This window comes from Roseovarius nubinhibens ISM (genome assembly GCF_000152625.1).
GTDB lineage: Bacteria > Pseudomonadota > Alphaproteobacteria > Rhodobacterales > Rhodobacteraceae > Roseovarius > Roseovarius nubinhibens.
Genome location: NZ_CH724156.1, coordinates 818,402 through 839,727 on the forward strand (window position 1 = coordinate 818,402; position 21,326 = coordinate 839,727).

General features: G+C 64.6%; 18 protein-coding genes. 8 read left to right on the plus strand and 10 right to left on the minus strand.

Translation table 11 applies throughout. From position 1 onward, the window contains the following. Nucleotides 1-115 precede the first annotated feature (115 nt). The 5 genes from ISM_RS04055 to ISM_RS04075 are packed head-to-tail and all read right to left on the minus strand — an operon-like array spanning nt 116 to nt 5,584. Entirely contained in the window at nt 116-1,273 is a 1,158-nt protein-coding gene (locus ISM_RS04055) for an acyl-CoA dehydrogenase family protein (protein WP_009812844.1), read from the minus strand. Next, complete coding sequence (locus ISM_RS04060) at nt 1,273-2,073, minus strand: enoyl-CoA hydratase family protein (protein ID WP_009812845.1); 801 nt, start codon at nt 2,071-2,073, stop codon at nt 1,273-1,275. Before ISM_RS04060 ends, ISM_RS04055 begins: the two co-directional genes overlap by 1 nt. Nucleotides 2,074-2,076: 3 nt before the next feature. Next, nucleotides 2,077-2,553, minus strand: a complete 477-nt coding sequence (locus tag ISM_RS04065) for a MarR family winged helix-turn-helix transcriptional regulator (protein ID WP_009812846.1) — start codon at nt 2,551-2,553, stop codon at nt 2,077-2,079. Beyond that, on the minus strand, nt 2,550-3,293 hold the full coding sequence (locus ISM_RS04070) for an SDR family NAD(P)-dependent oxidoreductase (protein ID WP_009812847.1): 744 nt from the start codon (nt 3,291-3,293) through the stop codon (nt 2,550-2,552). Before ISM_RS04070 ends, ISM_RS04065 begins: the two co-directional genes overlap by 4 nt. Further along, nucleotides 3,290-5,584, minus strand: coding sequence for a bifunctional salicylyl-CoA 5-hydroxylase/oxidoreductase (locus tag ISM_RS04075; RefSeq protein WP_040617838.1), 2,295 nt, complete (start codon nt 5,582-5,584; stop codon nt 3,290-3,292). Before ISM_RS04075 ends, ISM_RS04070 begins: the two co-directional genes overlap by 4 nt. 173 nt (nt 5,585-5,757) lie before the next feature. Between ISM_RS04075 and ISM_RS04080 the strand changes: the two genes are divergently transcribed. Both ISM_RS04080 and ISM_RS04085 read left to right on the plus strand, forming a co-directional pair. Beyond that, nucleotides 5,758-7,719 (plus strand): 3-hydroxyacyl-CoA dehydrogenase NAD-binding domain-containing protein, encoded by a 1,962-nt coding sequence (locus tag ISM_RS04080; protein ID WP_009812849.1) that lies wholly within the window; start codon nt 5,758-5,760, stop codon nt 7,717-7,719. A gap of 25 nt (nt 7,720-7,744) precedes the next feature. Next, on the plus strand, nt 7,745-8,572 hold the full coding sequence (locus tag ISM_RS04085) for an alpha/beta hydrolase (RefSeq protein WP_009812850.1): 828 nt from the start codon (nt 7,745-7,747) through the stop codon (nt 8,570-8,572). A gap of 123 nt (nt 8,573-8,695) precedes the next feature. Here the strand turns inward: ISM_RS04085 and ISM_RS18365 are convergent, their stop codons facing one another. Then, a complete protein-coding gene (locus ISM_RS18365; protein ID WP_198011646.1) occupies nt 8,696-8,962 on the minus strand; it encodes a hypothetical protein in 267 nt (88 codons plus the stop codon). Between ISM_RS18365 and ISM_RS04095 the strand changes: the two genes are divergently transcribed. Further along, complete coding sequence (locus ISM_RS04095; protein ID WP_198011647.1) at nt 8,951-13,330, plus strand: peptidoglycan-binding domain-containing protein; 4,380 nt, start codon at nt 8,951-8,953, stop codon at nt 13,328-13,330. The two genes, ISM_RS18365 and ISM_RS04095, sit on opposite strands and share 12 nt — an antisense overlap. Nucleotides 13,331-13,391: 61 nt before the next feature. Here ISM_RS04095 and ISM_RS04100 read toward each other — a convergent pair whose 3' ends face one another. Next, complete coding sequence (locus ISM_RS04100; RefSeq protein ID WP_009812853.1) at nt 13,392-13,907, minus strand: cupredoxin domain-containing protein; 516 nt, start codon at nt 13,905-13,907, stop codon at nt 13,392-13,394. Between the two features lie 212 nt (nt 13,908-14,119). Here ISM_RS04100 and ISM_RS04105 point away from each other — a divergent pair, with 212 nt between their 5' ends. The 3 genes from ISM_RS04105 (at nt 14,120) to ISM_RS04115 (ending at nt 17,351) form a co-directional block, all read left to right on the plus strand. Continuing rightward, nucleotides 14,120-14,467 carry a hypothetical protein gene (locus tag ISM_RS04105; protein ID WP_217622861.1) on the plus strand — a complete coding sequence of 116 codons (348 nt, stop codon included), beginning with the start codon at nt 14,120-14,122 and terminating at the stop codon, nt 14,465-14,467. Between the two features lie 134 nt (nt 14,468-14,601). Then, entirely contained in the window at nt 14,602-16,614 is a 2,013-nt protein-coding gene (locus ISM_RS04110) for a copper resistance system multicopper oxidase (protein ID WP_009812855.1), read from the plus strand. 41 nt (nt 16,615-16,655) lie between these two features. Then, nucleotides 16,656-17,351, plus strand: coding sequence for a copper resistance protein B (locus tag ISM_RS04115; protein ID WP_009812856.1), 696 nt, complete (start codon nt 16,656-16,658; stop codon nt 17,349-17,351). Nucleotides 17,352-17,396: 45 nt separating this feature from the next. On the opposite strand, the gene ISM_RS04120 is transcribed toward ISM_RS04115, so the two are convergent. Continuing rightward, entirely contained in the window at nt 17,397-18,767 is a 1,371-nt protein-coding gene (locus tag ISM_RS04120) for an ATP-binding protein (RefSeq protein ID WP_009812857.1), read from the minus strand. Next, nucleotides 18,764-19,486, minus strand: coding sequence for a response regulator (locus tag ISM_RS04125; protein WP_009812858.1), 723 nt, complete (start codon nt 19,484-19,486; stop codon nt 18,764-18,766). The genes ISM_RS04120 and ISM_RS04125 overlap by 4 nt, the downstream gene beginning before the upstream one ends. 183 nt (nt 19,487-19,669) lie before the next feature. Here ISM_RS04125 and ISM_RS04130 point away from each other — a divergent pair, with 183 nt between their 5' ends. Next, nucleotides 19,670-19,966 (plus strand): EF-hand domain-containing protein, encoded by a 297-nt coding sequence (locus tag ISM_RS04130; protein WP_009812859.1) that lies wholly within the window; start codon nt 19,670-19,672, stop codon nt 19,964-19,966. Nucleotides 19,967-20,037: 71 nt separating this feature from the next. On the opposite strand, the gene ISM_RS04135 is transcribed toward ISM_RS04130, so the two are convergent. Next, on the minus strand, nt 20,038-20,538 hold the full coding sequence (locus tag ISM_RS04135) for a MarR family winged helix-turn-helix transcriptional regulator (RefSeq protein WP_009812860.1): 501 nt from the start codon (nt 20,536-20,538) through the stop codon (nt 20,038-20,040). Between the two features lie 232 nt (nt 20,539-20,770). On the opposite strand from ISM_RS04135, the gene ectA reads away from it, so the two are divergent. Then, complete coding sequence (gene ectA / locus ISM_RS04140; RefSeq protein ID WP_009812861.1) at nt 20,771-21,316, plus strand: diaminobutyrate acetyltransferase; 546 nt, start codon at nt 20,771-20,773, stop codon at nt 21,314-21,316. The last annotated feature ends 10 nt before the right edge of the window (nt 21,317-21,326 follow it).

A 21,326-nucleotide genomic window follows, 5' to 3' on the forward strand; every position in this document is an offset into this window, starting at 1 on the left:
CAGACCCGGCCAAATCGATTCCGTCTCATCGAGACCTCTCCTGTTGCTACGTCTCCCCGCCGCCGCGCCGCGCCTTCTGGCGTCTCATCGCGAGGACGGGCCGTTTCCCCTGCGCCTACCGCGCGTCGAGCGCCTGCCGCGCGATGATCACCCGCTGCACATCCGACGCCCCCTCGTAGATGCGCAGCGCCCGGATCTCGCGATAGAGCCGCTCCACCACCGCGCCCGACCGCACCCCATCGCCGCCATGCAACTGCACCGCGCGGTCGATGACCTTCTGCGCCTGTTCGGTGGAAAAGAGCTTGGCCATCGCCGCCTCGCGGGTGACCCGCGCCGCGCCGCTATCCTTGGCCCAGGCCGCCCGATAGACGAGCAGCGCGCTGGCATCTATATCGAGCGCCATATCGGCAATATGCCCCTGCACCATCTGCAACTCGGCCAAGGGCGCACCCTGCACATGACGCTTGCGGACCCGGTCCAGGCTCTCGTCGAGCGCCCGGCGCGCAAAACCCAGCGCCGCCGCGGCCACCGTCGACCGGAACACATCGAGCACCGACATGGCGATCTTGAACCCCTCGCCGGGCTTGCCGATCATGGCACTCACCGGAATGCGGCACTCGGTGAAACGCAAGGTTGCCAGAGGATGCGGCGCGATGGTCTCGAGCCGCTCGCTCACCTCGAACCCCGGCAGCCCCGCAGGCACCACAAAGGCCGAAAGCCCCTTCGCCCCCGGCATATCCTCACTGCGCGCAAACAGCGTGTATACCGACGCGATACCGCCATTGGAAATCCAGGTCTTTTCGCCGTTGAGAATGTAGTCATCGCCATCGCGCGTGGCCGTCATGGTCGAGTTCGCCACATCCGACCCCGAAGCCGGCTCGGTCAGCGCAAAGGCAGAAATCGCCTCGCCCCGCCGCACCAGCGGCAGCCATTCCTCGCGCTGCGCCCGGGTCCCGAAAAGCGACAGCGCCCCGGTACCAAGCCCCTGCATCGCAAAGGCAAAATCCGCCAGCCCATCATGCCGCGCCAAGGTCTCGCGGATCAGGCAGAGCCGCCGCACATCGAGCCGCCCGTCAGGCTCTGCCGGGTCCACGGCGGCATGGTTCAACCACCCCGCTTTGCCCAGCGCCGCCACCAGCGCCCGACAGGCCGCATCGGTGTCGCCATGGTCGATCCCGCCCAGCTCTGACGCCGCCCAATCGTCGAGTTTCCGTGCCATTTCAGCATGTTCAGCCTCGAAAAACGGCCAGGAGAGAAAGCTCTGATCCGCCATCAATCGCCCTCGAACACCGGGGTTTCCTTGGCCACAAAGGCCCGGTACGCCCGCTCGAAATCCGCCGTCTGCATACAGATCGCCTGCGCCTGCGCCTCGGCCTCGATCGCCTGTTCAATCGACATCGACCATTCCTGCGCCAGCATGGTCTTGGTCATCATATGCCCGAAATTCGGCCCCCGGCCGATCCGTTCCGCCAGCTCCCGCGCCGCCCCGTCAAGGTCATCCGCCGCCACGACCCGGTTGTAAAACCCCCAGGCCGCGCCTTCCTCGGCGCTCATCGACCGCCCGGTATAAAGAAGCTCTGCCGCCCGCCCCTGCCCGATGATCCGGGGCAGGATGGCACAGGCCCCCATGTCACAGCCGGCAAGCCCGACACGGGTAAAGAGAAAGGCGCATTTCGCCTCCGGCGTGCCAATCCGCAGGTCCGAGGCCATGGCGATAATCGCGCCCGCGCCAACGCAGATCCCGTCAATCGCCGCAATGATCGGCTTGCCGCAATTGACCATCGCCTTGACCAGATCGCCGGTCATCCGGGTAAAGGCCAGAAGCTCCTTCATGCTCATCTTGGTGAGCGGCCCGATGATGTCATGCACATCGCCGCCCGAGCTGAAATTGCCCCCGTTCGAGGCAAAGACCACCGCCGTCACGTCATCGGCATAGCTCAGGTCGCGGAACCAATCGCGCAGCTCGGCATAGCTGTCAAAGGTCAGCGGGTTCTTGCGCTCGGGCCGGTCCAGCGACACGGTCGCGATCCCATCTTCGATCTCGCAACGGAAATGGCGGACATCACTGCGCATGGCCTAGCTCTCCCGCTCGCCGAGACTGGCGACAAGCCCATCGAGACGCGCGGCAATATCGGCGCATTCATCCGGGCTGAACCCGGCCAGCATCTCGTCGATCCACGCCTCATGCGCTGCCGCCTGCGCCGCGAACTCTTCCTGCCCGCGCTTGGTCAGCCGCACCATCGAGGCCCGCCGATCCCCCGGCACCGGCACCCGCACCACCGCGCCATCCTGCGCCAGCCGGTCGACGATGCCCGTGACATTGCCGTTCGACACCCGAAGCACGCCCGAAAGCTGGCTCATCTTGAGCCCCTCTTCATAGCGCGACAGCGCCGCCATCACGTCAAAGCGCGGCAGCGTCGAGGCAAATTCCTGCCGCAGCTTTTCGCGCAGCTCGCTTTCAATGATCCGGCTGGTTTTCAAAAACCGCAGCCAGAGCCGCAGCCGCGCCTTCGACGCGGCCTCTTCAGAACGCTGTTCAGGTTGAATACTCATATTTCCCCTCCAGAAAGGCTTAACGCATGACCATTGACCGACCGCGCCGCCTCTGAACACAGCCAAAGCGCCGTGCCCGCGACCTCGTCGGTTTGCACAAATCTCTTTTGCGGATTGCCCCGTTGCAGCGATTTCGCCGCCTCCTCAGGGCTCATCCCGGTTTTCTCCACGATGGTCTCGATCGACCGCTCAAGCATCGGCGTCTCGACAAAGCTGGGGCAGATCGCATTGACCGTGATCCCCAGCGGCGCAAGCTCCATCGCCAGCGCCCGGGTGAGGCCGACAACCCCGTGTTTCGCCGCCACATAGCCCGCGACATAGGGATAGCCCTTGAGCCCCGCGGTCGAGGCCACGGCAATCATCCGGCCCCAGCCCGCCGATTTCATATCCGGCAGCGCTGCCTGCCAGGTGTTGAACACGCCGGTGATATTGACCGCCAGCATCGCCTCCAGGCTCTCGGCGCGCATCCGGGCAAAGGGCTCGCTCTCGGCCGCGCCCGCATTGGCCACCGCCACCGTCACCGGCCCGCGCTTGGCCCGCGCCGCCGCAAAGGCCGCCTGCACCGCCGCCGCATCGGTCACGTCGCAAATCTCATAGGGCAGGCCCTGCGCCTTGAGAGGTGCCTCGCGCCGACCCAGGATGGTGACCTCGGCGCCCGCCTCGGCAAAGGCCCGCGCCGTCTCGGCCCCGACGCCTGTGCCGCCGCCCGTCACCACCACATGCCGCGCCGCGCCGCTCATACCTTGCCCACCATCTCTGCCTGCCGATCCGCCAGCCGCCACGCCTGATCGCGCCCCGCCGCATAGGGCTTGGGCCAGCTCTCCTGCCGATCGCCAAGATCGCTCGCCGCGCGCAGCGTCCAATAGGGATCCGCCAGATGCGGCCGCGCCAGACAGACAAGATCCGCCCGCCCCGCCATCAGGATCGAATTGACGTGATCCGCCTCATAGATATTGCCCACCGCCATGGTCGCGATCCCCGTCTCGTTGCGGATACGGTCCGAGAACGGCGTCTGGAACATCCGGCCATAGACCGGCTCGGCCTCCGGCGTGGTCTGCCCGGCCGAGACGTCAATGATATCCGCCCCCGCCGCATGAAAGCGCCGCGCGATCTCGACCGCGTCATCGGGCGTCACCCCCGCCTCCCCGACCCAGTCATTGGCCGAAATCCGCACCGACATCGGCTTGTCCTCAGGCCAGGCCGCCCGCATCGCCGCAAACACCTCGAGCGGATAGCGCATCCGGTTCTCGAGACTGCCGCCATACTTGTCCGTCCGCACATTCGACACCGGCGAAATGAAGGACGAGATGAGATAACCATGCGCCGCGTGCAGCTCGATCATGTCGAACCCGGCCCGCGCCGCCATCTCGGTGCTGGCAACAAAGGCATCCCGCACCGCATCCATATCCTCGCGGGTCATCTCGCGCGGCGTCGCATTGCCCGCCGACCAGGGCAGGGCCGAGGCCGAGAGAATACCCCAACTCCCGGTCTCGAGAGGCTGATCCATCCCCTCCCAGCCGACCCGCGTCGATCCCTTGCGCCCCGAATGGCCGATCTGGCAACAGATCTTGGCCTCCGTCTCGGCATGCACAAACCCGGTGAGCCGCGCCCAGGCCGCCTCATGCTCCGGCGCGTAGAGACCGGGGCAGCCCGGCGTGATCCGCCCCTCCGGGCTCACACAGGTCATCTCGGTATAGACGAGCCCCGCACCGCCCTTGGCCCGCTCGCCGTAATGCACGAGATGCCAATCTGTGGGACAGCCATCGACCGCCTTGTACTGCGCCATGGGCGACACCACGATCCGGTTGCGCAGCGCCATGTCGCGCAGGCGATAGGGCGCAAACATCGGTGCCCGCACCGGCGCGCCCTTGGCCACCCCGGCCGCCTCCTGAAACCACCGCTCGGCACTTTGCAGCCACGCCGGATCCCGCTCGCGCAGATTCTCATGGCTGATCCGCTGCGACCGCGTCAGCAGCGAATAGTTGAGCTGCACGGGATCGAGATGCAGATAACGCTCCACATCCTCGAACCATTCCACCGAATTGCGCGCCGCCGATTGCAGCCGCAACACTTCGAGCCGCCGCTCGTCCTCATAGCGCGCAAAGGCCGCCTCAAGGCTCTCTTCCCGCGCGATATACTCCGACAGGGCAATCGCGCTTTCCAGCGCCAGCTTGGTCCCCGACCCGATCGAGAAATGCGCCGTCGCCGCCGCATCCCCCAAGAGCACCACATTCTCATGGCTCCACGCCTCACAGAGCACCCGGGGAAACCGCAGCCAGGCCGAGCCGCGAATATGGTTGGCATTGGTCATCAACGCATGACCGCCAAGATGCTCGGCAAAGATCTCCTGACAGATTTCGATGCTCTCCTGCTGGCTCTTCTCGCCGAACCCATAGGCATCGAAGGTCGCCTGACTGCATTCCACGATGAAGGTCGCCGTCTCGGCATCGAACTGATAGGCATGCGCCCAGAGCCAGCCCTTGTCGGTCTCTTCAAAGATAAAGGTAAAGGCATCGTCAAACTTCTGATGGGTGCCCATCCAGACAAACTGACAGAGGCGCTGATCCACATCCGGCTTGAACGCCTCGGCAAATTCCATCCGCGTCTTGGAGTTGAGCCCATCCGCCGCCACCACGACATCATACTCGGCCTTATACTCCGACGCCGCGCCGACCTCGGTCTCAAACCGCATATCGACGCCAAGCTCGCGCGCCCGCTCCTGCAGGATCAACAACAGCCGTTTGCGCCCGATCCCGCAGAACCCATGCCCGGTCGACAGCATCTTCTGCCCCCGGTGATGCACCGCGATATCGTCCCAATAGGCGAAATGATCGCGGATCACCGCGGCGCTTTTTGCGTCATTTTCCGCAAGGTTATCAAGCGTCTCATCCGACAGGACCACGCCCCAGCCAAAGGTGTCATCGGCCCGGTTGCGCTCGAACAGGGTGATCTCGGCCTCGGGCTGACGCAGCTTCATCGAGATCGCAAAATAAAGCCCCGCAGGACCGCCGCCCAATACCGCTATTCGCATCTGTCCAAGCCTCCCCGTTCGGCCCCCGGTCTCACCGGGCTTGCCGACCAGCTTAGGCCGCACGGGTCGTTATTTCAAGCTAATATTATTTAGGCTTGAAATATATTCCTCCCGGCCCTAGCCTGATCTCATAGAGACCCGCCCAAATTGGCACATAAACGGAAGGCTCCCAAATGGCCGTCACCCTCACGCATCTGGATGACATCGCAATTGCCACGGTCGACAACCCGCCGGTCAACGCGGTCAACCACGCGGTCCGCGAGGGGCTTCTCGCGGCGCTGGCCGAGACCGAGGCCAATCCTGCCATCCGCGCCACCATCCTGCTCTGCGCCGGGCGCAGCTTTATCGCCGGGGCCGACATCCGCGAATTCGGTCAGCCGCCGAAACCGCCGCATCTGCCCGATGTGATCGACCGTATGGAGGGCGCGACCAAACCCTGGCTCGCCGCGATCCATGGCACGGCTCTGGGCGGCGGGCTCGAGATTGCGCTCGGCTGTCACTACCGCATCGCCGCCCCAAGCGCCCGGCTCGGCCTGCCCGAGGTGACGCTCGGCCTCATCCCCGGCGCGGGCGGCACCGTCCGCCTGCCGCGCCTCATCGCCGCCGAAGAGGCGCTCGAGATGATCTCGGGCGGCAAACCTGTGACCGCCCCCAAAGCGCTCGACATCGGGCTCATCGACGCGCTGGCCGAAGGCGATCTGCAAGAGGCGGCGCTCGACTTTCTGCGCGCCCGGCTTGATGCGCCCCTGCCCACACCGCTGCGCCACCGCCAGCCTCACGCCCCGCGCGATGCCGCCGACTGGGACAAGCGCCGCCAACGTCTGCACGCCCGCGCCCGCGGTCAGGCCGCGCCCTTGGCCGCGCTTGAGGCCATCGAAACCGCGCTCAAGGAGCCGGCCGATCTCGCCCTCGCCCGCGAACGCGACAGCTTTCTGCGTCTCAAATCCCACCCCGAAAGCGCCGCGCTGCGCCATGTCTTCTTTGCCGAACGCGCCGCCGGTCAGATGCCCCGGCTCAAAGACGTCACCCCCGGCCCGCTCACCCAGATCGGCGTGATCGGCGGCGGCACCATGGGCGCGGGCATCGCCACCGCCTGCCTCCTGGCCGATCTCCCCGTCACCTTGATCGAACGCGACGCGGCCGCCTGCGAGGCAGGTCGCGCCCGCGTCACCGACAGTCTCGACGGCGCCCGCGCCCGGCGCCTCATCGACGCCGACCGCCATGCCACCCTCCTGTCACAGCTTGCCACCGACACCGATTACGCCGCCCTCACCGGTGCCGACCTGGTGATCGAGGCGGTCTTCGAGGACATGGATCTGAAGCACGCGGTCTTTGCCGCGCTCGACGCCCACACGCGCCCCGACTGCATCCTCGCCTCCAACACCTCCTATCTCGACATTAACGACATCGCCCGCGCCACCGCCCAGCCGGACCGCGTCATCGGGCTGCATTTCTTCTCGCCCGCCCATGTGATGAAACTGCTCGAACTGATCGTCACCGACCGCGCCTCGGACCGGGCACTGGCCACCGGATTTGCGCTGGGAAAAAGGCTGCGAAAACTCACCGTTCCGGCGGGAGTTTGCGACGGATTTATCGGAAATCGCATACTGTCGTCTTACCGACGCGATACCGACGCAATACTGCAAGACGGCGCAACGCCCTCGCAGATCGATCAGGCGATGCGCGATTTCGGCTTTCCCATGGGGATTTTCGAGATGCAGGACCTCGCCGGGCTCGACATTTCCTGGGCCATGCGCAAGCGCCGCGCCGCCACCCGCGACCCCAGCGAACGCTATGTCGACATCGCCGACACGCTCTGCGAAGCGGGCCGGTTCGGGCGCAAAACCGGCCGCGGCTGGTATCTCTACGAGGATGGCAAAACCCCCATCCCCGACCCCGAGGTCGAAGAGATCGCCCGCCAAAGCGCCGCCGCCGCCGGCATCACCCGGCGCAGCTTTAGCGATGACGAAATCATCTCCCGCATCCTCGCCACCATGCAGCGCGAGGGCGAGGAAATTCTCAATGAAAACATCGCGGAACGCGCATCCGATATCGACGTTGTGATGATCAACGGCTACGGTTTCCCCCGCTGGCGCGGCGGCCCGATGTATATGGCCGGCCATCGCAACAGCTGACCCGCGCAACGAGAAGGAACGCCCCATGACCACGCAACCGACCCCCAGCCGCGACTGGGACGACGCCTTCAACAACATGGGACATGTGGCAGGCTCTGAAAAGCTGCCCGGCCAATGGCAGGCCGAGGCCACCGCCTATCGCGACGCCACCCAAGGCTGGACCTGCGACATCGCCTATGGCGACGCGCCGCGCGAACGGCTCGACCTGCTGCGCCCCGAGGGTGCGGCCCGTGGCCTCGCCATCTTCATCCACGGCGGCTTCTGGATGCGCCTCGACAAATCCTACTGGAGCCACCTCGCCGAAGGCGCCCGCGCCAACGGCTGGGCCGTCGCCATCCCGAGCTACACCCTCGCCCCCGAGGCCCGCATTTCGGAGATGACCCGCCAAATGGCCCGCGCCGTGACCCGCGCCGCTGCCGAGATCGACGGCCCGATCCGTCTTGCCGGTCACTCGGCAGGCGGCCATCTCGTCACCCGGCTCATCTGCGGCGACAGCACCCTGCCCAGCGAGGTTCTGAGCCGCATCACCGGCGTCACCTCGATCAGCGGCCTGCACGACCTGCGCCCGCTCATGCACACCGCAATGAATGACACGCTGCATCTCGACCCGATCGAGGCCGCCGCCGAAAGCGCCGCCCTCCAGACCCCGCACCCCGGCCAGCACCTGACTTGCTGGGTCGGCGGCGGCGAACGCCCCGAATTCATCCGGCAGTCACAGCTTCTGGCGCTGATGTGGGACGGGCTTGACACCGACTGCCGCCTCGAGATCGACGGCGACCACAATCACTTCACCGTGCTCAAAGACCTGCGCCGCCCCGACAGCCCGATCACCCGGGCCTGGCTCGGCACCTGAAGGACCCGCATCCAAGGGCTGCCCCTAACCCTATGGTCCAATTCATCCGAATCGAGTGATGTGCTATAAAGTCCCGGATTTTCTTTCCATGGGGAGGGGAGAAAAATGGGACTGCGAATTGATTTAAAACGACTTTTTTTCATACTCACATTGACCGCGATGCCGGTGCCGGGCGCCGCGCAATCCTTCGACGCACGGGACATGATCGGCCTCGGCGTCGAGATCCTGAACCAGCAAAGACGCCAGCAGCAGCAACAACAGCAGCGGCAACCCCAGCGCCAGCCCCAGACACAGCAATATCAGCAACCTCAGACGACGCAGAAAACTCCGCCAAAGCCCGACCCGGCCAAGGCCGCGCGCCGCGCCGAGGTGCTCGAGATGCAGGCGCATCTCAATCGGCTGGGCTATGACGCGGGGCCCGTGGATGGCATCCCCGGCGCCCGCACCCGCGCCGCCCTCAGCGCCTTTGAGCGCGATCACGGCCTGCCCTCCGATGGTCAGCTCGACGCCGCCGCCCTCGCCGTTCTGCGCAACAGCACCGCGCCACGGCAAGAGACTTACACAGGCCAAACTTACACTGGTCAAACCTACACTGGCCAATCCTACACAGGTCAGCCAGACACCACTCAGCACACCACGCAATACGGCACCGAGCAATACACTCCGGGCCACTCAGAGACGGCCCAAGCTCCGCTCACCCTCACTCTCGGCAGCAACGGTGCCATCGACCCGCAAAGCGGCCTACGCCTGCCCTCTCCCGCGCGCTTTGGAGAGGCTGTGCTCACCGGCTGGCCTGTCCAACGCGGGCCGCTGTCCCAGCAGACCGTCAAACTCAACCGAAGAGACGTCGCTGCCGCCGCGCTTGATCTCGCAGCCTATGTGGATCTGCACGTGCTCAAGAGCTTTCCGGACATCATGAGCGACGAAAAGATCGCCACCGAATATGCCCATCGCTTTCTCGGGGGCGACATGCAGGCGCGGTATCTTGGGGACTGCGGTGCGGGCTGCTATCGGCAAACGCCCTATTCGGCCTGGCTCGGCGCGACCGAATTTGAACGTCAGGCCACCTATCAACGCTTCGTGCAGGAGATCGTGCCGCAGCTCATCTCGCACGCGCCAGAGTTCCCGATCCCGACCATCGAAATCATTCAGGTCAAGCTTGGCCAGTATGACCATGCGACACAGAGCTTTCCGCTGGAGGCCGCCGGACCACGCACCGGGTATTTCGGTTTTGTGAACGCCATCGCTGCCAAATCCGGCCAGATCACCGGCCCCGATCTAAAGAAACTGCCGATGGATCCGGGCACAGCCGCAGAGTTCGCCGCGCATTTCGGCCCCGGGCAACGCCTGGTCTATATCGCCTATGACACCACCGTTGGCCCCGCCCGGATCTGGCCCTACGGGGTCCACAACTATGAGCTCCCCATAAAGGTCACCGGCCTACGCGTGTCACTCGACCCTGAATTGCAAGATGTGGTCTATGCGATCCACCCGGCCGACGCGCCCGAGACCGATGTCGCGGTCCGCGATGGGGTGGTCTGGGCACAAGGCCGCGTCGCGCTTCCCGCCACCCGGTTCGAGATCGCATCGCCTGCCCCGCTCAAAAACAACCTGTGGACCGCGCTCAAACCGCGGATCGACTCATTGGTCGATGTCTCGACCTTGCCCGATCAAGTGATCCTCGACCGCTTGCCCGGGCTCAACCTGTCGCAGGCCGAGCTTCATCAGCTCGCCGTCACCGCTCTGGGCCGCGAGCCCTCTCCCGCAGAGTTCAACGACCTGCTGCGCGACGGTGGCCGTAGCAGCCATTTCAACGACCCGTTCGTCAAATTCCGTCTGGTCGGCGGCATCAAATCCCACCTCAGCGCCGCGCGCCCCAAGGACGAGAGTTTCGACAGTACCATCCCGCTCCGCGTCTATTGCGAAACCAATCTGCAAACCTACGATTTCGCCAAGGCGGCCTTCCCGCTCAAGCCGAATTGCGCGCGACATTTCATGGAGATCGGCCACGAGCTGTCGCAGCTCGGGATCGCAAGCGCGGGCGGGCTGAACTTTGACGGGGCGACGATTTTTCCCTCGGCCCTGCCCATGCCCATGCAAGAGGCCGAACCTTTCTCAAGGGCCGTGGTGAAAACACTGCTCTCCTTTGAAACCGATCTGTCTCTCTCGGTGCGTCAGACCGAGGCTGGCCCGGTCCTCACCCTGGAAACGACGCCGCCGCGCAATCTGCAGTTCCACCCGCAGGCCGACCTTGCCGCCGCGGCCCAGCCCTTCGGCCCCGCGACCGCCGGCCCTGACAGCGGGACAGGTACAGACGCCAGCCTCCGGCAATGGAACGCCAACAAGGCCGATGACATGGCGGCACTGGCAGAGCTTCCGACCGAGGTTCGCGCCCTGCCGCTGGACGCGAGCCAGCTTGGCTCAGACGGGGTCTTGGGCAAATTGCATGTCACCCTCTTCAGCCAGAGAGAGATGGGCGCGCTCACCCCGCTGGCGCAACGCTCGCAGCTCATGCAGCGCCGGAACGCTGACCTCGCAGCACCACTGGGTGTCCCCCCCGATCACCTGATCTCGGTGGCCGAGAACAGCCAGCATCTCCCGGTCTTCGCCCTTTTGCCCGCGCCCGCCGACAGCTACCGCGTGACCCTTCCCGCAGACGGCTATGGCCGGTCACAGCTCGACCTGATCACCGAACTCGAGGTCACCAAAGCCGTCAAACTGCGGCTGGCCAGCGATCGCGAAGCCATCCTGCTTCTGGCCCGCCCGACCATGGCCATGGCGACCGAGACCCGCAACGGGCCTGTCATTGAGCGGTTTGAATTTGCCGCCCCCGACGGCGGCATCGCCACGGTCTCGCGCCTCGAGACCCCGCCGCGCTACATTTTGATGCGCAATCTTGCCGCCCGCTTTGGCATCGACCCGGCGCCCATTCTCGAGGCCAGCCTGGCGCATCCCAACGAGCTCTCGATCTATGACAAACGCGCCCGCTACGAAGATCTTCTGGCCAAGCTCGCAGAGATCCCCATCGACACCAGCCTGCCCCGCTATTGGCTGGTCGGCACGGCGCGGCTTGGCAATTACGACTTCGACAAACACGGCTATCCCATCTCCTCGGTCGCCCTCGGCCTGCCCGAATTGCAACGCCCGCTGGAACTAGAGCCCAAGGCCATCAGCACACGGCTCGACCAGAACGCGCTGTCCTTTCTGCCCTACACGCGCGAGGACGCCCAACAGCTCGATACGCGCCTCCAAGGCCAACGCACCCTGCCGATACGGGCCTTTGTGATCCCCCTTCAGGTCACCGATAGATACAACAGCTCTCTCATGGTGAGCGCCCGCCTCGGGCACGCCGAACTGCTCGAACCGGACAGCAATCCGCTGCTGCTGCAACCCGAAAAGGTTCTGTTCACCCTTGGCAACAAAGAGGACGACCCAAGCCCCAAAGGTCCCGGGCAGAGCCCCGAAGAGGTGCTCGCCAATCTGCGGGCGCAGATGCCAGAGGGCGCCAACGCGATCTTCCTGCAGCACAAGGGCGCCACCAAGGTGAGCGAGGTGTTCATCGGACCGGGCGCGCATCCGTTTCACCAAAGGGCGACGCGCGATCTGGCCATCGACTGGCCGCGCCCTCAGGACGAATATCAGGCCCATCTCTTGGTCGACGGGCTGCGTCAAAACCCCGAAGCCGTGTTGATCCTCGCCGCCACGAACCTGCTTCCCTCCCAGGCGCAGGGCACGAATAACACCAGCGAAATCGGCAGGCTTCTGATCGCACTCGCCAATGATATCGACTTGGAAATCAGCGCCTTCCCCCCCGCCCGCGATCTGGGCGAGGTCGCGGCCAAGACCTCCTATGACACTCTGGTGGCCGGCAACCCGCCGGTGGTCCTGCTCCGGCGTCGCGGCGAAACCGGCCCCGCGACCCATCTCTTCCACCCGCGTGATCTCTCCGTCGCCATCGGCAGCGGCCAGATGTCCTATGCGATCACCACCGCCGCAGAGCTCAAGTTCGAGATCATCCCCGAGCTGCCGTTTCAATCACAACGGCAAACCCTGGCCGAGGCGGTGCAGAACTTTGTCGACACCCCCGGCACCGCGCTGCTGCTCTCGCCCGACATGCTGCGCAATGTCTTTCCGAAACTGGCTGACTTGGATCTCTCCGGCCGCGCCTATCCTGTCGAAGACGTCTATGTCGGCATTCCCCGCGACCATACGAAAACCGCCAGCGACTTTGCCCTCCTCGGCGTGTCCGGCAGCATGAGCGCCGATGCCGCAACCACCGTACTCACCCAAGAGTTCGGTCAAATTCAGAAGAGCTCGGACGACAGCCTCACCGCCGGAGGCGCCGATTGTCTTGCCGCTCTGGGGCCCGCGCCCGGCGGCACCGATCATGCGGGCATGCGCTGTATGCAGGTGACGCTCGCAGACGGTGAGGTCAGCCGCGCCACCCTATGGCAGGTCATCGAAGGCGACGTGACAGCGGCGGTGATAGACGCGCTCAAACAGCGGTTCGGCTGGTCGCCCTTCGTGACCGAAACCCGAAGCCTCGAAGGCGGCGTCTCGCGGCAAACCATCGGCTGGGGCCAGCCCATCGCCTTCAGCCGCGACGGGCTCGATCGCACCGATGCCAAATTGCCGCCCGCGGCCGTAGAGGCAACGCTGTGGACGTCCGAGAGCTATACCACGGTCCATGTCTCGCTGATCCGTGAGCTTCCGCAAATCGCCGAGGCCGCAGCGCAGGCCCCCGAGATCAAATTCTGATCTCGGGGGCCCGTGCCACGGCCCCGGTCATCGCCAAGCCTCGTTGCCAAAGGCCCGTGCCTTAGTGGTGGTTCATTGCGATCTTGCCGACCATGCCGCCTTCGCGGTGGCCCGGCACATTGCAGGCAAAGCCCATCTCGGCGGTTTCCGAGAAGGTCCAGATCACCTCCGCCATCTCGCCCGGCTCGAGCAGCACGCTGTTGGGGTCGTCATGCATCATGCCATGTTCCATCATCTTGGCATGGTTGAGCCGCTTCATCGTCATCATGCCCTTCTGGAACATGGTGCGCATCTCGTCCTTATGGGCATCCCACATCTCATCCGTGCCGAGATTGAACTCATGGACGAGCTTGCCGACGTTCTTGACCACGAATTTGATGGTCTCGCCCTCTTTGACGTCAATGGATTTGGGGCTGTATTTCATCTCATCCATCTCGACCTCGATCACCCGGTCGACATTCTCTGCCTTGCCCGGCTCGCCAATCCCGTTGGCCGCACCATGGCCCGCGCCGGCAAAGGCCTGCCCGCTCAGAAGTGCCAGCGTCGCGCCGATCCCGAAAAGAGTTCCGATCTTCATGTCTGTTCCTTTCATCTTGCCTGTACCTGAAACCTGATTTTGGCCCCTCCGTAAAAGAAGGACCGTCACGGCGGCAGGATCGACCGCGCCCGCCTCTGCGAACAGGCCCATTATTGTAACGGATTGTAAGCTTGCCTTAGCCGCCCGGTTGCGGCAGTTTCACCACGAGCCAGCTCAAGGCTCGTATGTGATCGGACCGAATGAAGCGTATCGTGTCAACATTGCGGAATTTTGTGCTGTTGCTGGCCCTGCTGGCGGCCACGGCCCTGCCGCATATGACGATGGCGCATCAGGGCGGCGGGATGGAGACGACCCATGCCGCGATGGCCCAAGACGCCATGAACGCTATGGAAGCCGCCGCCATCCCTTGCAGCAGCGCCCATGATCACGCCGATACAGCCCGCTGCAGCCTTGCCGCGGCCCATTGTATCACCCTGCTGCCCGCCGGGCCCATGGGCCCCACGACACATCGTATCGGGCGCAACGCCAGCTTTGTGATCCCGCTCGTGGCCCGCAATGGCACCGCCCCCCAGATCGACACGCCACCGCCGCGCCTCTGATCTCCTGCGCGACGCTTTCGGTCAGCCAGCCTGACCTCTGACCCCTCGGTCTGATCCAAGACCTGCCGCGTCGCCCCCCTTTTCCAATGACAGATCACGTCCCGCAGACCCTTTGCGGCACGTTTCGATACCTCATGAAAGGCATGGAGATGATTTCCATATCCCGTTTCAAGCCGGCGCTTCTGGCCGCCGCACTCACCCTCTCGGGCAGCCTCGGCGCGCTCGCGGGCACCTATGACATCACCGTGGACAAGATCCGCATCAACACTGGCGAATTCACCAAGACCGGCGTCGGCTATAACAAGAGCCAGACGCCCACGATCCTGCGCTTCAAGGAAGGCGAAACCGTCACCCTCCGGGTCAAGAACAACCTGCGCGAAAGCACCTCGATCCACTGGCACGGTCTCATCCTGCCTTTCCGTCAGGACGGCGTTCCCGGCATCAGCTTCAACGGCATCAAACCGGGCGAAACCTTCACCTACCGTTTCCCGATCGTGCAATCCGGCACCTATTGGTTCCACAGCCACACCGGTTTTCAGGAACCCGACGGGGCCTTTGGCGCCATCGTGATCGAACCGAAAGGCGGCGAGCCGATCAAATCCCAGCGCGATTACGTCGTGCAGCTTACCGACACACACCCGCACAATGGCAATCGCATCTTCCGCAATCTCAAGATGTCCGCCGATTACTACAACCGTTCGCAGCGCACCTTTCAGGACCTCGTCCGCGACAGCCGCGCCAACGGGCTCAAATCCACCTTGCAGGAACGCGGCATGTGGGGCCGGATGCGCATGATGCCCACCGATATCGAGGATGTGCAGGGCTTTGTGCCGCTGATCAACGGCCAAAGCACCCGGCAGAACTGGTCCGGCCTCTTCAAACCCGGCGAAAAGGTCCGGCTGCGGATCATCAACTCTTCCGCCATGTCCTATTTCGACTTCCGCATCCCGGGGCTCAAGATGCTCGTGGTGCAGGCCGATGGCAATCCGGTCAAACCGGTGGCGGTGGACGAGCTGCGCGTCGCGGTGGCCGAAACCTATGACGTGATCGTGCAGCCGCGCGGCAACAAACCCTATAGCATCGTCGCCGAATCCATGGGCCGCACCGCCCTCGTGCGCGGCACGCTGACGCCCAAGCTCGGCCTCGCAGGTCCGGTCCCACGCCTGCGCCGCAAACCGCTGCTGACCATGGCCGATATGGGCGGCATGATGGGCGGCATGCATGGTGACATGGACATGAGCGGCATGGGCCATGTCTCGTCGCAAGGCACCATGGATCACAGCCAGCATCAGATGCCGATGGATGAAGAGATGGATCACAGCCAGCATCAGATGGCTGCCGAACCGGCTGAACCCGCCGCGCCCGCGATGGATCATTCCAAAATGGACCACTCCAAGATGGACCATTCCAAAATGACCGAAACGGCCCCCGCCGCCAAGGAAATGGACCATTCCAAAATGGGCCACGGCACCATGCAGAAGGACACCAAATCGGCAGGCACGATGGATCACGCGGCCATGGGCCACGGCACCAAAGCCAAAGGCACGATGGATCACGCCGCCATGGGCCACGGCACCAAGGCCAAAGGCACGATGGATCATGGCAACATGAACATGGCTGGCATGGACCACAGCAAAATGGACATGGGCGGCATGGGCCACATGATGCAGCCCGCCGAACCCGGCGAGTTCTACGCCCCCGGCAGCGGTCTCAAACCCGTGGCCTATAACGGCGGCAAATTCCTCTCCTACAAGGACCTCCGCGCCAGCCGTCCGCTCTACCGCGATCGCGCCCCGACCCGGACGATCGAACTGCGCCTGACCGGCAACATGGAACGCTATATCTGGTCGATCAACGACAAGAAGCTCAAGGATTCCGAGCCGATCCGCCTCAAGCTCGGCGAACGGGTGCGGTTCAAATTCGTCAATGAAACGATGATGTCGCACCCGATGCACCTGCATGGGATGTGGACCATCCTCGACACGGGCAAAGGCAAATGGGACCCGATCAAACATACCGTCAGCATCGCCCCCGGCACCACGGTCTATACCGAAACCGAGGTCGACGCGGCCGGTCAATGGGCCTTCCATTGCCACCTCTCCTACCACGCCGAAGCGGGCATGTTCCGCAAGGTCATCGTCCAATGATCCCCCGGATGACCGGCACAGCACGTGAAAGGATATCTCACATGAAAAAACTTATCGCACCGCTTCTGGCCCTGCCGCTTCTGGCGGCCCCGGCCCTCGCAGAACCGCTCCTGTGGGGCTTTCAGGCGGAACAGTTCGAATATCGCGAACGCGACGGCGAGGACGGGTTCGCCTGGGATTTCGACCTCTTCGTCGGCCGCGACGAGGGCAAATTCGTCTGGCGCTCCGAAGGCGAAATGGGGCTGAGCTCGGGCGACTACGAGGGGCTCGACAACCAGCTTCTCTACCAATTCCCGATCTCGCCCTTCTTCGACGGGGTGGCCGGCGTTCACGCCAGCACCCCCAACGGCGAACCCGACCGCTACAACGCGGTGCTGGGCGCGCGCGGCTTGGCCCCGCAATGGTTCGAAATCGACGCCGGGCTCTACCTCTCCGATCATCCCTATATGCAGGTCGAAGTGGAATATGAGGGGCTCTTGACCAACCGGCTCATCCTCGTGCCGAGCCTCGAGGTCACCATGCCGCTCAAGGATGACGCGGCCCGCAACCAAGGCGCGGGCGGCGCCACGGTCGAGGTCGGCGCACGGCTGAGCTATGACCTGATCGACCGCGCCGTCGCCCCCTATGTGGGCTTCAGCTATGAGAAGAGCTTTGGCGACACCGGCGACATGCTGCGCGCCGCGGGCGAGGAAACGGACGAGTTTTCCCTCGTCTTCGGCACCCGCCTGATGTTCTGATCCCTCACGTGAATAGGGCTCCCCGGCGGCACGCCGTCGGGGGGCCTACCCCTTGGCAACCTCCGGCAGCACCAGCACCGCGCAGAGCCCGCCGCCCGGCCGGTTTTCGAGATAGACATCGCCGCCATGCGCCCGCAGGATGGTCCGCGCGATCGACAGGCCAAGCCCCGTCCCCCCCGTCTCGCGCGACCGCGATCCCTCCAGCCGATAGAACGGGTCAAACACCCGCTCCAACTCGGCCTCGGGCAGGCCCGGCCCCTCATCCTCGATGAGAATGCGATGCTCCCGCGCCGTCCCGCAGAGCGTCACCCGTGGCACCCCGCCCGCATAGCGCTGGGCATTCTCGATCACATTGCGCAAGGCCCGGCGCATCGCCCGGGGCCGCAGGCTGATCCGGTGATCTTCGCCGGGACCGATCTCGAACCCGCCGAGCATGTCCTGCCGCAGCTGCGCGAGAAAATCCCGCCCGGACACGTCTTCGCGCGGCTCCGCCTCGCTCATCCCCCGCGCATAGGCGAGCGTGGTTTCGACCATCGCCTGCATCTCTTCGACCGAAGAGATCATGCCCGCGCGCAGATCCTCCTCCTCGACCATCTCCGCCTGCACCCGCAGCGCCGTCAGCGGCGAGCGCAGATCATGCCCGAGCGCCGCCAGAACCCGCGTGCGATCCTCGATATGGCGGCTGATCCGCGTCTTCATGTCGTTGAACCGCGCCGTGAGATGGCGCAGCTCGCGGGGCCCTTTCAGGGGCAGATCAGGCTCGGCCTCGCCCCGCCCAAACCGCTCGCTCGCCGCCGCCACCTCGCGCAGCGGGCCGGTGAGACGGCTGAGCAGGAACCAAAACAGCGCCACCAGCAACAGCGCCGCGCTGATCCCGAAACTGAGCGTCGAGACCACCGGCCATTGCAGCGGCGGCCGGTTGAACCGCGTATCCACGTTGAGCCATTGCCCATCCGCCAGCGCCAGCGACAGCGTCAGCTCAAGCCGGGTGAGCCCGCCCTCGCGCGGCTCCTCCCCGGCACTGGCCAGCGGCAGCAAATCCCCATGCGCCTCGTGCAGCTCGATGCGGATTTCCCGTGCATCCCCCTGCCCAAGGATATGCCGCATCCGCGCCTCGACGCCGCCCTCATCGCCGTGGTCGAGATGATCCACCGCCGGCGTCGCATCGATGGCAAAGCGCACGAGGGGCGAATCCGCCGCCCGCAGGATCGCGCCCCGCAACGCCTCCGGCGCCTCGTCCAGCAGATGCGCCACATTGGCCGCCCGCCCCGCCGCCTCGGCCCCAAGCGCCGCCCGCACCGCAAGGCTCCGCTCATCAACAAAGAGCCACAGGCTCACCGCCTGCGCCAGCGTCAGCGCGCCCAGCGTCAGCAGAACGATCTGCCCGCGCAGACTGTCGAACACCCGCCCCGTCACGGCAGCGGCTCCACATCCGCCGCCAGACAATAGCCGCCGCCGCGCACCGTGGTGATGAGCTGCGGCCGCATCGGGTCACGCTCGACCTTGCGCCGCAATCGGCTGATCTGATTGTCGATGGTCCGGTCAAACAACCCCGGCGTCCGCCCCGAAGTGAGGTCAAGCAACTGCTCGCGGCTGAGCACCAGACGCGGCCGCTCGAGCAACACGGTCAAGAGCTTGAACTCCGCCGTGGTCAGCGCCTCGCTCTCCTCGCGCCCATCCCAGAGCTTGCGCCGATCGGTATCGAGCACCAGATGCCCGAACCGCAGCCGCCGCCCGCCAAAGGCCCCGCCATGCACCTCCTCGCGCGCCGTGCGGCGCAAGATCGCCTTGATCCGCGCCAGCAATTCGCGCGGGTTGAACGGCTTGGCCAGGTAATCATCCGCCCCCAGCTCGAGGCCGACGATCCGGTCCATCTCTTCGCTGAGTGCGGTCAAGAGGATCACCGGCACCACGCCCTCCGCCGTCAGCCGGCGACAGACCGACAGCCCATCCTCGCCCGGCATCATCACATCGAGCACCACCAGATCGAACCGCCCCTTGGCAAGTTCGCGGTCCATCGCCGCCGCCCCCTCGGCCCGGGTCGCCCGCATCCCGTTCTTTTCGAGATAGCGCGCCACGGCGTTGCGAATATCTGCACTGTCATCAACGACAAGGATATGTGGGATCTTGGTCATAGCAGGCAAACTATCCGATTTCGTAACGGGATGTATCAACTCTGAGAAGGAAATATGTAACCGATCTTCGCAGCGATAGCGCCCCGCGACAAAGCGATACAAACCCAGCCCCGCCGCCGATTGCCGTGCCGCGCGACACCGACATATTGGACCTATCAGCAACACGAGCAGAAGGAGACCAATATGAAACGCAACCTGACAACAGGCCTGACCCTGATCGCCGCCCTCACCGCTGGCAGCGCGGCATTGGCCAACACCGGCTATATCACCGGCCATCACATGAAACCCGACGCCAATGGCGCGGGCCATGCCACGGTGATGTCCGGCAACGGCTTTGCCACGTTCGACCTGAACCAAGACGGCAGCATCAGCCCGACCGAGTTCGACCAGCACCACGCCGCCATGTCGCAAGACCGGCCCCTGCCGCGCAGCAGCTCCGAACCGGGCCGCTTTCTCCCTGAGGCGGGCAACGATCGCTAAACGCGACCTACAGGCAAAAATGCGGGCGGCTCTTCGCAGGGCCGCCCGTTTTGCCGTCTATCCCGTCCGACTTACTCGCTCTGCCGTCCGCCATGCAGCTCGCCCGCCGTGAGCACCGGCGACGCATCGATATCCTGCGCATCGAGCATATCCGCCACCCGCTCGAGCGACGCCACAAGCTGCGCCTGCTCCCAATCGGCCAATTGCCCAAAGGCCCGGACATAGCGCTGCTGCAACGGATCGGGCGCATCGCGCAACCGCCCGTGCCCCTGCGCGGTCACCACCACATTGGTCTGCCGCCGGTCGGTCTCGGACGGCAGCCGCCGCACCAGCCCCTGCGCCACCAGCTTGTCCACCAGCGCGGTCACCGTGGCCTGGCTGACCCCCATCTGCCCCGCCAGCGCCTTGGGCGTCACGCTGTCGGCCTTGTCAACGATCTGCAACACCCGCAGCTGCGCCGGGGTAAGCCCCACGCCCCGCGCCAGATCGCGCGCATAGAGCTCGGTCGCACGCAAAATGCGCCGCAAGGCGATGAGGCTCTCGTCAAGCCGGTCTCTGGGTCTCGTATCCATAGACCATAAATGCACGAAAACCCCCTCTCCATCAACAATCCATTAACTTTGCCTAACTAAGTTTCCCAAAAGAGAAGGCAAGCGAAACCCTTAGAATTCCCCCTGAAACCACCCGCATTCCGGGCGATTTCTCCGCAAAACATGACAGTTCTACGAATTCTTTGCTTCGACTGTTGAAATATATGGGGGACTCATCTACTTAGCTTATCAAAAAATAAGAGAGGTACGACCGATGCCGAACGACACTGAAAGCAAGACCGACAGCAAGGCCCGAACGCCTGCGCCCCGCCTGCGCAAACCTGATGCGACGGACGGGGCCGATATCTGGGCACTGATCCAGGACTGCAAACCGCTCGATGAGAACTCGATGTATTGCAACCTGGTGCAGGCCGACCACTTTCGCGACACCTGCGTGCTGGCCGAAGTCGATGGCGACATCCTCGGCTGGGTCTCCGGCCATATGATCCCCGACCAAGACGCGCTCTTTGTCTGGCAGGTCGCCGTCAGCCCCCGCGCCCGCGGCATGGGCCTTGGCCGCAAGATGCTGTTTGAACTGCTCGAACGTGACGCCTGCGACGGCGCGACCGCTCTTAAAACCACCATCACCCGCGACAACGCGGCCTCCTGGGCCCTGTTTCGCAGCTTTGCCCGACAGCTCGGCGGCACGCTGAGCGATGCGCCTCATTTCGAACGCGAGGCGCATTTCGACGGGCATCACGACACCGAACATATGGTGACGATCACGCTGCCGCGCAGCCAATTGGCCCGCGCCGCCTGATCACTCCCCC

Coding starts and splice junctions, on each gene's coding strand:
- ISM_RS04055 (WP_009812844.1), bottom strand. CDS start 1,273: ATGGCGGATCAGAGCTTTCTCTCCTGGCCGTTTTTCGAGGCTGAACAT.
- ISM_RS04060 (WP_009812845.1), bottom strand. CDS start 2,073: ATGCGCAGTGATGTCCGCCATTTCCGTTGCGAGATCGAAGATGGGATC.
- ISM_RS04065 (WP_009812846.1), bottom strand. CDS start 2,553: ATGAGTATTCAACCTGAACAGCGTTCTGAAGAGGCCGCGTCGAAGGCG.
- ISM_RS04070 (WP_009812847.1), bottom strand. CDS start 3,293: ATGAGCGGCGCGGCGCGGCATGTGGTGGTGACGGGCGGCGGCACAGGC.
- ISM_RS04075 (WP_040617838.1), bottom strand. CDS start 5,584: ATGCGAATAGCGGTATTGGGCGGCGGTCCTGCGGGGCTTTATTTTGCG.
- ISM_RS04080 (WP_009812849.1), top strand. CDS start 5,758: ATGGCCGTCACCCTCACGCATCTGGATGACATCGCAATTGCCACGGTC.
- ISM_RS04085 (WP_009812850.1), top strand. CDS start 7,745: ATGACCACGCAACCGACCCCCAGCCGCGACTGGGACGACGCCTTCAAC.
- ISM_RS04095 (WP_198011647.1), top strand. CDS start 8,951: ATGCAGGCGCATCTCAATCGGCTGGGCTATGACGCGGGGCCCGTGGAT.
- ISM_RS18365 (WP_198011646.1), bottom strand. CDS start 8,962: ATGCGCCTGCATCTCGAGCACCTCGGCGCGGCGCGCGGCCTTGGCCGG.
- ISM_RS04100 (WP_009812853.1), bottom strand. CDS start 13,907: ATGAAGATCGGAACTCTTTTCGGGATCGGCGCGACGCTGGCACTTCTG.
- ISM_RS04110 (WP_009812855.1), top strand. CDS start 14,602: ATGAAAGGCATGGAGATGATTTCCATATCCCGTTTCAAGCCGGCGCTT.
- ISM_RS04115 (WP_009812856.1), top strand. CDS start 16,656: ATGAAAAAACTTATCGCACCGCTTCTGGCCCTGCCGCTTCTGGCGGCC.
- ISM_RS04125 (WP_009812858.1), bottom strand. CDS start 19,486: ATGACCAAGATCCCACATATCCTTGTCGTTGATGACAGTGCAGATATT.
- ISM_RS04130 (WP_009812859.1), top strand. CDS start 19,670: ATGAAACGCAACCTGACAACAGGCCTGACCCTGATCGCCGCCCTCACC.
- ISM_RS04135 (WP_009812860.1), bottom strand. CDS start 20,538: ATGGATACGAGACCCAGAGACCGGCTTGACGAGAGCCTCATCGCCTTG.
- ectA (WP_009812861.1), top strand. CDS start 20,771: ATGCCGAACGACACTGAAAGCAAGACCGACAGCAAGGCCCGAACGCCT.